The sequence below is a fragment of the Flavobacterium esculini genome (assembly GCF_048284325.1).
Classification (GTDB): domain Bacteria; phylum Bacteroidota; class Bacteroidia; order Flavobacteriales; family Flavobacteriaceae; genus Flavobacterium.
On the sequence record NZ_JBLVPI010000001.1, the window covers coordinates 30,566 to 42,588 of the forward strand.

A 12,023-nucleotide genomic window follows, 5' to 3' on the forward strand; every position below is an offset into this window, starting at 1 on the left:
TATTACTAAACACCCAATTTGATTGTACAATTTTGTTATTTTTAATAAAATTAAAAAAATATAACATTTATTAATACTTTTGTTATATTTCTTTGTGTAAATTTGTCGCATAAAAATTACCAAACCATGAAACCAGACTTATTTCAAGCTCCAGATTACTACAACCTAGACGATTTACTAACAGAAGAACACAAATTAGTGCGTGATTCTGCCCGTGCCTGGGTAAAACGTGAAGTCTCGCCAATTATAGAAGAATATGCTCAAAAAGCTGAATTTCCAAAACAAATTATAAAAGGTTTGGGCGAAATTGGTGGTTTTGGCCCTTACATACCTGAAGAATATGGTGGTGCAGGTCTAGATCAAATATCGTATGGTTTAATCATGCAAGAAATTGAACGTGGAGATTCTGGTGTTCGTTCTACTTCATCCGTACAATCTTCTTTAGTGATGTATCCAATTTGGAAATACGGAAACGAAGAACAGCGTATGAAATACTTACCAAAACTGGCCACCGGGGAATTCATGGGCTGTTTTGGACTGACAGAACCTAATTACGGTTCTGACCCAGGAAGCATGATTACGAATTTTAAAGATATGGGCGATCATTATCTATTGAATGGTGCCAAAATGTGGATTTCGAATGCACCGTTTGCAGATATCGCCATTGTGTGGGCAAAAAATGAAGAAGGCAGAATTCACGGTTTAATTGTGGAAAGAGGAATGGAAGGTTTTACCACTCCGGAAACACATAACAAATGGTCCCTTCGTGCCTCTTCTACTGGAGAGCTAATTTTTGACAATGTGAAAGTGCCTAAAGAAAATTTATTGCCAAATAAATCTGGATTAGGAGCTCCGCTTGGTTGTCTTGATTCAGCACGTTACGGAATTGCTTGGGGAGCGATCGGTGCTGCAATGGACTGTTACGATACGGCGTTGCGTTATGCCAAAGAAAGAATCCAGTTTGACAAACCTATTGCAGGAACTCAATTGCAGCAAAAGAAATTGGCTGAAATGATTACTGAAATCACCAAAGCGCAACTATTGACCTGGAGATTAGGTATTTTAAGAAATGAAGGCCGCGCAACAACAGCTCAAATCTCTATGGCCAAAAGAAATAATGTAGATATGGCAATTCACATTGCTCGCGAAGCCAGACAAATGCTAGGCGGAATGGGAATTACCGGTGAATATTCTATTATGCGCCACATGATGAATTTGGAATCCGTTATAACATATGAAGGAACCCACGACATTCATTTACTAATTACAGGAATGGATATTACCGGAATTTCAGCTTTTAAATAGTATTAAACGATTATTAAACTATTTATAAAATTGATAGTAAAAGCTTCTTGGAAACAAGAAGCTTTTTTATCTTTACATAAAAATACCACCGATGAATATTGAAACTATCAACAATAGGATACAGCCCCAAAAAGAACTATTGTTACAACATCCCTTATACAAAAAGGTGAAGACCATTGAAGACTTACAGTGTTTTCTAGAGAGTCATGTGTATGCAGTTTGGGATTTTATGTCCTTATTAAAAGCATTACAATCCAAGTTAACCTGCACAACAACTCCTTGGTTCGCCACTGAAAATCCTGAAACTAGATATCTCATTAACGAAATAGTCCTTGCTGAAGAATCAGATTTGACGATTGACGGTCGTCGCCAAAGTCATTATGAAATGTATATTGAAGCGATGATAGCCTGTGGTGCGAATACAGCAGGGATTTTACAATTTATATCAGAGGTTAATTCGCTTAAAAACATATTTGTAGCTATTAAAAAAAGTAATTTACACCCTAATATCAAAGCCTTTTTAGATTTTACTTTCCGAGTTATTGAAGAAGGAAAATCGCATGAAATAGCTGCTGCTTTTACTTTTGGAAGAGAAGATTTGATTCCGAGTATGTTTACAGCAATTTTAAAAAACTTTCAAGCTAATTTTCCTCAAAAAGATTTGAGTACCCTAATTTATTATTTTGAAAGACATATTGAATTAGATGCTGATGATCATGGTCCTATGGCAATGAAAATGATAACGGAACTTTGTGGAACTGATGAACAAAAATGGTCAGATGTAGCAGAAATTTCGATTTTAGCTTTAGAAAAACGCATCGGACTTTGGGATGCCATCGAAGAAACTATAATGATGAATGTGGAATTAGCTTAAACTCAAAACCAATACCATCAAATAAACGTAACTATTATTTAGAAATGACCTTTTCCAAATTTCAAAATAATGAAAAACCAATTCAAAATAATAGTTGCGTACTTTTTACTACTTTTTATCGTGAGTTGCAGCAGTGAAAGTCCAATCACCAAAACCAATGCAACACCAATAGTTACCAATCCTACGACTACTAATCCTGTTGTCGTTACAGTACCACAAACACAAAATCAAACTTTCAGCTATTTAGCCCTTGGAGACAGTTATACTATTGGACAAAGCGTTTGTGAAACGTGTAGATTTCCGGAACAACTCAAGAAAAGACTGAGTCGTTTAAATCCAAACAACACCTATCCTTTGCAGCTTATTGCTCAAACTGGCTGGACCACCACTAACTTAATCTCGGTGATTGATTTACAAAATCCAGCATCCGATTATGATATGGTAACACTATTAATTGGCGTAAATAACCAATATCAAAACAGATCTTTTTCTTTATATGAAAAAGAGTTTCCTGAATTAGTGACTAAAGCTATTACTCTTGCAAAAGGGGATAAGGCGAATGTAATTGTAGTTTCTATTCCGGATTATGCCTATACTCCATATGGACAAGGATCAGGAATTCAATCGAAGATTTCAATGGAGATTGATGCGTATAATGCTTTTGCAAAAAAGTATTGCACCGATAACACTATTGAATTTATAAACATTACTGATATCACCAGACAAGGTTTAACAAATAGCAATCTTGTAGCTCAAGACGGACTGCATCCTTCGGAATTAGCCTATTCTTTATTTGTAGAACGAATTTTGCCTAAAGCAGCTATAGCCATACAAAAATAAAAAAAAGCGTTCACCAAGATGAACGCTTTTTTATTAATTTTCCGGAGCCAATTCCAGTTCTAATCCTTCGAGGCTTTCGGTGATTGGGATTTGGCAACCCAAACGACTGTTAGATTTCACGTAGAATGCTTCAGAGAGCATCGCTTCTTCATCGTCTCCCATTTCAGGCAATGCAACATCATTCAGAACATAACATTGACAAGAAGCACACATGGCCATCCCACCACACGTTCCTTCTACAGGAAGTTCATACGCTTTACATAATTCCATGATGTTCATGGCCATATCTGTAGGAGCCTGTAATTCATGCACTACTCCTTCTCTGTCTTTAATTTTTATTAATACATCCATTTTTACTATTTGGAATTGGTTGGTTAATCAATTGTATCTTTTTGGATTTATTGCGTAAGGGATAAAAGCCAGCTACCGAAGTAGCGCGGATAGCCCGACCATTTTAATAAAAAAGGCTACCACCCATTATGTCGAGTAGCCTTTTTTATTAAAAGGGGCACGCCCTAATCATTTATAGGATATTTACAACAGTTTCTATTTGGGGAGCAAACTTTTTGATGGTGGTTTCCACGCCGGCTCTCAATGTCATTTGGTTTACACTGCAACTGGTACATGCTCCTTCGAGACGCACTTTTACGTGTTTGTCGTCCTCAATGGAAATAAGGGTGATGTCTCCGCCATCAGAGTTCAAGAAAGGTCTGATTTCTTCGAGTGCTTTTTGAACTTCTAGTGTTAATTCTTCTGTTGTCATAATTATATTATTGGATTTTTAGGCTGTTGTTGTTTTTCCAAACAGACTAAATTTCAATTTATTTTTTTACTGCCGAACAACCTGCCATAGTTGTAATTTTTACCGCTTCGGTAGCAGGCAAACTTTCGTTTCTCCTTACTACTTCCTGTACCACATTTCTCGTGATTTCTTCAAAAACAGTTTCGATAATTGAACCGGTTTGCATAGCTGCTGGACGACCGTAATCTCCCGCTTCACGAATTGATTGCACAATTGGCACTTCTCCAAGGAATGGCACTTCTAAATCTTCTGCAAGATTTCTGGCTCCTTCTTTTCCAAAGATATAATATTTATTTTCAGGCAATTCTTCTGGTGTAAAATAGGCCATATTTTCAATAATTCCCAATACAGGAACATTTATTGCTTCAGACATAAACATAGAAACTCCTTTTTTAGCATCGGCCAAAGCTACTGCTTGTGGCGTACTTACAATTACAACACCTGTGATAGGTAATGATTGCACGATTGAAAGGTGAATATCACCTGTTCCTGGTGGCAAATCGACTAACATGAAATCTAATTCTCCCCAATCTGCATCAAAAATCATTTGGTTTAGCGCTTTAGAAGCCATGGGCCCTCTCCAAATTACCGCTTGACTTGGCGCTGTAAAAAATCCTATCGAAAGAATTTTTACTTCATAACTCTCCACCGGTTTCATTTTTGATTTCCCATCCACCATTACAGAGACTGGCTTTTCATTTTCTACGTCAAACATGATAGGCATAGACGGCCCGTAAATATCAGCGTCAAGAATTCCTACCGAGAAACCCATTTTAGCCAATGACACCGCTAGATTTGCAGTAACAGTAGATTTCCCTACTCCCCCTTTACCAGAGGCAACACCGATAATATTTTTTATTCCAGGTATTGATTTCCCTTTAATTTCTGGTTTGTCCGGTACGTCAACTTTACTATTGATTTTGATTTTAGCATCCGGAGAAACTAATTCAAGAATTGTTTTTTTGATATCGTCTTCAGCACGTTTTTTAATATGCATTGCCGGTGTGTGTAATACTAAATCTACTACAACCTCATCGCCAAAAGTAATCACATTTGCTATTGCGCCACTTTCAACCATATTTTTTCCTTCGCCAGCTATAGTAATCGTTTCTAAAGCTTTAAGAATGTCTTTCCTATCTAATTTCATTTTTAGTTTATTGTTTTCAATTGGCATTTTAGCGCCAGAATATTATCTTTATTTAAACTGATTTCAGATTACAAAGATACTATGAAAAGTTCTTAATATAAAGGATTTGCATTGCATTTATTGATGTGGAAATTAAGGACGGTTATTGGCGATTTTTTAAAGTTATAATTTCCAATACCAATCCATCGAAAGGATCCTATTATCTTCCTGATTTAATTGAAAAAGAACATAATTAAACCCAATAAACTAAAATTTATAATCTAAATTTATAAGAAAAAATTATGGGATTAAGTTTTCATTATAAGGGAGCACTGAGAAACCCCACCCTTTTAAAAAAAATGATTGAAGAGGTGGCTGACATCTCACAGGCAAACCAATGGAAATTTCATATTTTTGAAGAAGCATTCCCAAGCCATACTTTTACTCATGATTGCTATACTGATTCCATTTACGGCATCAGTTTTAGTCCACCCAATTGCGAAGTTGTCTGCTTGACTTTTCTATCGAACGGAAAAATGTGTGCTTTCTATAATTTCGAACCTTCGAAGGTTTCCATAAATGAGTTGGACGACAATTATTTATCGGTAAAAACCCAATTTTCCGGACCTGAAATCCACAAACAGCTGATCAACATCTTCGATTATTTAAACAAAAAATATTTTGAAAATTTTGACCTTACCGATGAGGGAAATTATTGGGAAACAAAAAACGACCAATTACTCGAAGATACATTTGAGAAATACACCAATTTAATTAATGGATTTGACAGTTTACTGGACAATATTCCAATTGGAGAGGGTGAAACCATCGAAGCCTATTTAATTCGAATAGCCGAAATAAACAATAAAAACAACAATAAAAATGAATAAAGCATAAACAACGGCGAAAGTGACGTCCGAAATTGTAAAAACTATTCCTGCCTAACTTCTGGCTGCCAAAAATGTTTTTCGAAATCCAAAATTTGATTATCTACAACTTCTATCCCTTCATTTTCCAATAATTGTTGCATGAGATTCGTTCCGTCAAAATGAAGTTTTCCGGTAAGCAATCCTTTTCTATTCACCACTCGATGTGCCGGAACATCTTCCATATTGTGTGAAGCATTCATCGCCCAACCTACCATCCTAGCAGAGCGCGCAGCTCCTAAAGCTTTTGCAATAGCGCCATAAGAAGTGACTTTCCCATACGGAATTTGTCTGGCGATAGTGTACACTCGTTCGAAAAAATTATCGTTTGACATGATTGTGAATCTAATAAAACAGCATTCCTAATTTAGACTTTAAAACTACCTCAAATAATATCGTATGATATTAATTAAACTGACTAATGCAATCAATCCGGTTATAGTTCCTATAATCGTATTCATATTTTTAATGAGAAAATCCGTCTTGTTTTGTATTTTTTGAAAGAACGTGATATAACAATAAAAAACCAAAGAGGAGCCCAGTACCACACCCGTAACAAAAACAAAAATATAGATCATGGAATAAGAAAACAGGCTGTAAGACGACAAAGTGACACTTACAAAAACATAATAAGGAATAGGAAAAAAATTAAGTGCAGAAAGCAACATTCCAAGAAAAAATCTTTTTGTGCTGCTGTATTTTTTTATTTTACCCTTTTTAATCTTTGGTTTTTTGGCAATCCAAAGAAAATAAATGGTTAACAATGTAAAAACACCAAATCCTGCTTCACGCAGCAAAATTAAAACATGAGGACGATCAGCAATATAGTTAGAAAACAATATAGCGAGATAGGCTTGAAAAAATATTATAAATACAGCACCAGAAATGAACCACAAGGCACTTCTTTTTCCTTCTTTCAGATTTACTTTAGCAGCTGTCATATTGAGTAAACCTGGTGGTGTAATCCCAATAAAAGCCGTAGCAAAACCCAAAAACAACGATGTGATTAAATTCATAAGGAAAATTTTTGCATTCAAAAAAGAGAAACTATTTGAGTTGTAAACGCAATGTTAGTCTTTAATTCTAAATCTAATATACGTAATTGCCTTGTTAATTTCCAAATATTGTTTTTCATAGAAAGTCTGAAAGGCAGTAACTTCCTCTGGACTTCCTTCGTTTACATACACATTATGGTTTGCATACAAAACTTCATGTCCTTCACCATGCAGCAATCCTAAAGTATACCCGTGCATGAATTCACTGTCGGTTTTTAAGTTTACAACACCGTCTTTTTTGAGGATTTTTTTATACAACTGCAAAAACTCCGAATTCGTCATTCTGTGTTTTGTGCGTTTGTATTTTATTTGCGGATCCGGAAAAGTAATCCAAATTTCATCCACTTCGTTTTCCGCAAAAATATGATTGATTAATTCGATTTGAGTTCTGATAAAAGCTACATTATGAAGTCCCGTATCCACCGCAGTTTTGGCACCACGCCAGAAACGCGCTCCTTTGATATCGATTCCTATAAAATTTTTATTTGGGTATCTTTCAGCAAGACCTACTGAATATTCTCCTTTGCCACAGCCTAATTCCAGCACCAACGGATTTTCATTTTTGAAAAATTCCGAGTTCCATTTCCCCTTGAGCGGAAATAAATCGCCTACTACATCTTCCCTTGTTGGTTGAAAAACGTTGATGAATGTCTCGTTTTCCTTGAACCTCTTTAATTTATTTTTGCTTCCCACTTTTTCAGAATATTTCGGCAAAATTAAGGAAATATATAAGACCGAATGATTTGCTGGCAAAAAAATCATGTCAAGAACATTCAGAATCATTGAATTACCATTCCATTCCATGGAACAAAACCAAGTAACACCCTGATTTACAAATCAATAAACTTCTTACCCCAAGCCTAATTCCCCTTAGATTTTCACAAAAAAAGCTGTTTTTTTTGTACCTTTGTGTAAAATAATCATGCCATGAGAAACTTTGTTTTATCAATCGCAATTATTTTATTTGGCTTTTCACTTGCCTCCGTTTACCGTAATAGAAATGAAAATCGTACGGTTACAGCAACTTCTCTTGTCCAACTTCTTCCAGAATCTTCAGCCGGAAAATCCAAAATTCATATTGACAGCGTAACGGTTTCCAGTTTTTTTAAGAAATATTCTAATTTAAAAAAATACAAATCAGACGTTAAAGCTTTATACAAAAAACGAAATTATAATTCCATTTGGTTTGATGACAAAGGCCTCATTGAGTTTGCCCATTTGTTATATTCTAAAGTAAACCAATTGGAGGAAGAAGGTTTAAAGTCCAAAGTAGCCTATAAAGATAAAATCGACGGTATTTTCAATGAGAATGCTGCCGATGATTTATCATCAACCGATACCGAAATAATGCTGTCTTCCATGTATGTTTTTTATGCTAAAAAAGTATTTCAGGGAATTGACACTGAAAAAATCAAGGAAATGGGATGGTTTTTACCCCGGAAAAATCTCTCTTATGAGAATCTTTTGGACTCTTTATTAGTCGACCCTAAATTATTAATCAAAAATGAAAACCAGCTGTTTGGACAATATTACAAACTGCGTGAGGTTTTAAAAAAATACCGCCAGATAGAAAAAAACGGCGAATGGAACAGGATAACAATGGATTCTTTGGAAGCAGCATACAAACCAAACGACAGCTCAAAAACCATTGGTCAAATTAGACAGCGACTTGTTGTTACCGGAGACTTAAAACAGGATTCAAAAAGCAATCGGTACGATGCCGAATTAATGGCTAGTGTATTGAATTACAAAAAAAGACATGGCTATAAAACGGATTATGTCCTTACATCCAAGCATATTAACCGTATGAACATTCCCATTGAAAATTATATCAAAAGCATTATAGTCAACATGGAACGCTGCCGATGGATTGCTCCAGAATTGACAAAAGCCGATGAATACATCATTATAAATATCCCCTCCTACAAACTCATTTTTAAAAAAAATGGTAAAAATGAATTGGAGTCGAAAGTGCTTGTCGGTAAAAACATGACTGAAACCGTAGTTTTCAGCAGCAACATAACTAAAATAATATTCAGCCCTTATTGGAACATCCCCAAAAGCATCATCAGAAATGAATTAATCGATGCTATCGCACGAGACGAAAATTATCTGGAAAAACATAATATTGAATGGGACAAAGGGAATGCCAGACAACGACCCGGACCAAAAAACTCCTTGGGACTGGTTAAGTTTGTCTTTCCTAATACTAATGACATCTATTTACACGATACGCCTTCTCAAGATTTATTTCAATACGAATACCGAGCGTATAGCCACGGTTGCATCAATATAAACAAAGCCAAAGAATTGGCGCTGCTAATTTTAAAAGATGATCCGGACTGGCCAATAGAACGCATCAACGAGGCCATGAAAGGTGAAGTGGAGACCCCATGCATCCTGAAAAAGAAAATTCCGGTTCACATTGGTTATTTCACGACTTGGGTAAACGATAACGGGGAAATTAGTTTTTACAATGACATTTACATCAGGGACGATCGCTTAGCTGAACTAATAATTGCTGATGATTCCAAATAACTTATATCTTTTATAAGCAATTATTTTTCATGGTTTTTATTCCATTTAATTTTTATTTTTCCATTTTCGTCAACAGCTAATAAATACAGTACGATTCCTTTATTTCGGCGGTCGGCTATTTCTATTTTATCCGTGATATTTTCATCTCTTTTTGGGTTTCTCAGCGGAATCGTCAATGCTAAATTTGTTCCTCTGTTAAAGGAATACACTCCGTTTATATCCAAATTCAAAACGCTGGAACTGACTTTTAAAGTATTGACATTCACCAAATCTCCATCTATCATAAAATCTCCGGATAAATCACTAAAAACGATATTGTTGACATCTCTGAAAGGGAAAGCAAGCTTCCCTACTTTTTTTATTGGTTCAAAATCGACTAAAGCCCCTTTATTTACATCAAATTTGGCCACGCCCGCAAGAGAATTTGTCTTTAATTGACCTCCAGAAAGCAGCATGCCTTTAACAGAAGCCGAAGCAGAAAGATATCCTTTAATATTTTTTGGTTTAAACGATTGAATCCCAAAATTATTCAACGAAGTCAAAAATTGTGTAATATTCACCCGGTCAATTTTTACGTTGGATTCTAAAAAGAAAAGATTGTTTTTTGGCATTAACGCTCCATCAAAAGCAATTGTTCCTCCCGAGCTTTGTACCCATCCATTCTTTACGATTAATTTATTATTGACCAATAAAACTGTAGCCTTAACCTTCGTTGCTTCCAATTTACTATAGACCATTTTATCGGCTTTTAAATTCAGGACCACTTGGCATTTATCAATAACCGAAGACAGTTTATTAGAAAAATCATCCGTTTTATTCTTCTTTTTAACCGCTTTTTGATGGGAACGTGTAACAACTCCCAAAAACTGTTTAACATCCAGAAAAGGACAATAAACAGCCCAATTAACAACCATTTTTTCTGGATTGTCGTAATATAAAGTAAGGAAGTTGTCTACTTTTCCTTCCATAAAAACAGTGTTCTTGCGGTCTTTGAACTTGATTTTTTTGATCAACAACGCTTTCTCGGTAAAATCAAGCTGAACATCCGTTTTTTGAAAAGTTACATTCCGAGGCCCATAGTTTATGGTAGTATTTGTAACAGAAACATTTCCGGTAAACATTGGTTTTTGTATTTCTAAATTGACAATATCAAATTCATACTCCAAATTCACTTTGGCTTGACCGCCAGAAAAACGCATAAAATCTTTATTAACGATTCCATTCAATCGGGAAATATCAAAATCGGATTTAAAACTTCCGGCTGCAGTCGTTTTTTCAAAATTTGTAATGATTCCAATTGGAATTGAAAAAGGAATCGTTTTATAAGCACCTGAAAAGTTCCTTAGTGTAATCGTGGAATTGACATCATTGCAGCCGTTTCCTTTTTTATAATTGTTAGTAAAGCTAGCATCAAAACTACAATTAGAGATAAGCCCGTCCGGTATTTGGAGTTCATTATCGTTAGTTTTAGTTTTCACGGTAATCTGAGGATCGCCAACAGCATTCATATCGCCAATAATCGTGCAACCAACTTGTATTGGCTTTTTTAAATCAAATCGACTGATTCTGGATTTGATATTCTCACTCATTAAATTGGAAGCATCTTGCCATAAAATGTTAGTTTTGATAGCAATATCGAAGGGTGATTTATTTTTATCCAAACTAAAATGAGCGTTGATATCAAACCAATCTTTTCCAATTTTAAGATTCTCAGCAGTGGCCTTAATTTGATTTTTTTCATTGAAAAAATCAACCACTATCACACCTTCCACCTTTTTATCCTTAATAAAACTACCTCTTTTTGTATTGAAGGCCATACTTTTGGCAAGCGTTTTAAGATATAGCTCCGTATGCCAATTGTCGTTGTCGTGTTTTATTTTACTTTTTAAAGCAATAATATCAAAATCAAATAACTTATTACCTAATTGATTTTCTGAGATCAAACGGACTTGATTTAATACGATTTCATCAATAGAAGATGTAGTGGAACTTTTTGATTTAGCGTCGTTTGGTTTGGATCTGAAAACATCCGTATTTACAATTCCATTTTTACCCTTAAACAAGTATAGGGTTGCTTCCTTAATCTCTATTTTATCTATATCAATCTCGTTTGCCAGCAAGCTCCAAAGACCCAAACGAATTTCAATTTGGGCAGCTTTGAGCAACGTATGTTTATGGATGGCCCACAAACTATCTTTTAATTCCACTTGGCTCAAGGCCAAAGTCACATTGGGGAAACCCGTTAATAACTTGTATTTAATATCGCCAATGTGGATTGTTCCCTTTATATTTTCGTTGATTTTGGTATTAATTTGAGCAACGATTTTCGTTTTATTAGTATCAAAATAAATCGCTAAAATTCCGGAACACAACAAAACAAAGGCAATACTACCGATAAAGAAAAAACCAACTCTTTTGATTGTTTTTCTAAAGTTTGTAGTTTTTAAATATGCTTTAGTGCTTTCCCAAAATTGATTCATTCGTATTTCGTTATCGATTAAAATAAAGATAACCTAAAATACTCTTTTATGGAACTATTTAACACAAAAACCAGATT

Annotated in this window: 12 protein-coding genes; 5 read left to right on the forward strand and 7 right to left on the reverse strand. The window is 35.0% G+C overall.

Translation table 11 applies throughout. The features are described 5' to 3' along the window. The first annotated feature begins 126 nt into the window (after nt 1-126). From ACNQGG_RS00160 to ACNQGG_RS00170, 3 genes are all read left to right on the forward strand, one after another. Nucleotides 127-1,305: an acyl-CoA dehydrogenase family protein gene (locus ACNQGG_RS00160; protein WP_417960385.1), complete on the forward strand. Its 1,179-nt coding sequence runs from the start codon at nt 127-129 to the stop codon at nt 1,303-1,305. Between the two features lie 91 nt (nt 1,306-1,396). Next, on the forward strand, nt 1,397-2,179 hold the full coding sequence (locus tag ACNQGG_RS00165; RefSeq protein ID WP_417960387.1) for a DUF3050 domain-containing protein: 783 nt from the start codon (nt 1,397-1,399) through the stop codon (nt 2,177-2,179). Nucleotides 2,180-2,248: 69 nt separating this feature from the next. Beyond that, nucleotides 2,249-3,019 (forward strand): SGNH/GDSL hydrolase family protein, encoded by a 771-nt coding sequence (locus ACNQGG_RS00170; protein ID WP_417960389.1) that lies wholly within the window; start codon nt 2,249-2,251, stop codon nt 3,017-3,019. Nucleotides 3,020-3,052: 33 nt separating this feature from the next. On the opposite strand, the gene ACNQGG_RS00175 is transcribed toward ACNQGG_RS00170, so the two are convergent. The 3 genes from ACNQGG_RS00175 to ACNQGG_RS00185 all read right to left on the reverse strand — a co-directional run bounded on the left by ACNQGG_RS00175 (nt 3,053) and on the right by ACNQGG_RS00185 (nt 4,968). After that, complete coding sequence (locus tag ACNQGG_RS00175) at nt 3,053-3,370, reverse strand: 2Fe-2S iron-sulfur cluster-binding family protein (protein ID WP_035668621.1); 318 nt, start codon at nt 3,368-3,370, stop codon at nt 3,053-3,055. 172 nt (nt 3,371-3,542) lie between these two features. Then, nucleotides 3,543-3,782 carry a NifU family protein gene (locus ACNQGG_RS00180; RefSeq protein WP_035668624.1) on the reverse strand — a complete coding sequence of 80 codons (240 nt, stop codon included), beginning with the start codon at nt 3,780-3,782 and terminating at the stop codon, nt 3,543-3,545. Nucleotides 3,783-3,840: 58 nt separating this feature from the next. Further along, a complete protein-coding gene (locus tag ACNQGG_RS00185; protein WP_417960391.1) occupies nt 3,841-4,968 on the reverse strand; it encodes an Mrp/NBP35 family ATP-binding protein in 1,128 nt (375 codons plus the stop codon). Between the two features lie 338 nt (nt 4,969-5,306). Between ACNQGG_RS00185 and ACNQGG_RS00190 the strand changes: the two genes are divergently transcribed. After that, nucleotides 5,307-5,837, forward strand: a complete 531-nt coding sequence (locus tag ACNQGG_RS00190; protein ID WP_417960393.1) for a hypothetical protein — start codon at nt 5,307-5,309, stop codon at nt 5,835-5,837. Nucleotides 5,838-5,878: 41 nt separating this feature from the next. Here ACNQGG_RS00190 and ACNQGG_RS00195 read toward each other — a convergent pair whose 3' ends face one another. From ACNQGG_RS00195 to trmB, 3 genes are read right to left on the reverse strand one after another with little or no spacing between them, the layout of a single operon-like run. Further along, a complete protein-coding gene (locus ACNQGG_RS00195) occupies nt 5,879-6,208 on the reverse strand; it encodes an MGMT family protein (RefSeq protein ID WP_417960395.1) in 330 nt (109 codons plus the stop codon). Nucleotides 6,209-6,253: 45 nt separating this feature from the next. After that, nucleotides 6,254-6,889, reverse strand: coding sequence for a LysE family transporter (locus ACNQGG_RS00200; protein ID WP_417960397.1), 636 nt, complete (start codon nt 6,887-6,889; stop codon nt 6,254-6,256). A gap of 54 nt (nt 6,890-6,943) precedes the next feature. Then, a complete protein-coding gene (gene trmB / locus ACNQGG_RS00205) occupies nt 6,944-7,621 on the reverse strand; it encodes a tRNA (guanosine(46)-N7)-methyltransferase TrmB (RefSeq protein ID WP_417960935.1) in 678 nt (225 codons plus the stop codon). A gap of 234 nt (nt 7,622-7,855) precedes the next feature. Here trmB and ACNQGG_RS00210 point away from each other — a divergent pair, with 234 nt between their 5' ends. Beyond that, on the forward strand, nt 7,856-9,466 hold the full coding sequence (locus ACNQGG_RS00210; RefSeq protein WP_417960399.1) for a L,D-transpeptidase family protein: 1,611 nt from the start codon (nt 7,856-7,858) through the stop codon (nt 9,464-9,466). Between the two features lie 20 nt (nt 9,467-9,486). Here ACNQGG_RS00210 and ACNQGG_RS00215 read toward each other — a convergent pair whose 3' ends face one another. Further along, nucleotides 9,487-11,946: an AsmA-like C-terminal region-containing protein gene (locus ACNQGG_RS00215; protein ID WP_417960401.1), complete on the reverse strand. Its 2,460-nt coding sequence runs from the start codon at nt 11,944-11,946 to the stop codon at nt 9,487-9,489. Nucleotides 11,947-12,023: the final 77 nt, after the last annotated feature.

Coding starts and splice junctions, on each gene's coding strand:
- ACNQGG_RS00170 (WP_417960389.1), top strand. CDS start 2,249: ATGAAAAACCAATTCAAAATAATAGTTGCGTACTTTTTACTACTTTTT.
- ACNQGG_RS00180 (WP_035668624.1), bottom strand. CDS start 3,782: ATGACAACAGAAGAATTAACACTAGAAGTTCAAAAAGCACTCGAAGAA.
- ACNQGG_RS00200 (WP_417960397.1), bottom strand. CDS start 6,889: ATGAATTTAATCACATCGTTGTTTTTGGGTTTTGCTACGGCTTTTATT.
- ACNQGG_RS00165 (WP_417960387.1), top strand. CDS start 1,397: ATGAATATTGAAACTATCAACAATAGGATACAGCCCCAAAAAGAACTA.
- ACNQGG_RS00190 (WP_417960393.1), top strand. CDS start 5,307: ATGATTGAAGAGGTGGCTGACATCTCACAGGCAAACCAATGGAAATTT.
- ACNQGG_RS00160 (WP_417960385.1), top strand. CDS start 127: ATGAAACCAGACTTATTTCAAGCTCCAGATTACTACAACCTAGACGAT.
- ACNQGG_RS00210 (WP_417960399.1), top strand. CDS start 7,856: ATGAGAAACTTTGTTTTATCAATCGCAATTATTTTATTTGGCTTTTCA.
- ACNQGG_RS00195 (WP_417960395.1), bottom strand. CDS start 6,208: ATGTCAAACGATAATTTTTTCGAACGAGTGTACACTATCGCCAGACAA.
- ACNQGG_RS00215 (WP_417960401.1), bottom strand. CDS start 11,946: ATGAATCAATTTTGGGAAAGCACTAAAGCATATTTAAAAACTACAAAC.
- ACNQGG_RS00185 (WP_417960391.1), bottom strand. CDS start 4,968: ATGAAATTAGATAGGAAAGACATTCTTAAAGCTTTAGAAACGATTACT.
- ACNQGG_RS00175 (WP_035668621.1), bottom strand. CDS start 3,370: ATGGATGTATTAATAAAAATTAAAGACAGAGAAGGAGTAGTGCATGAA.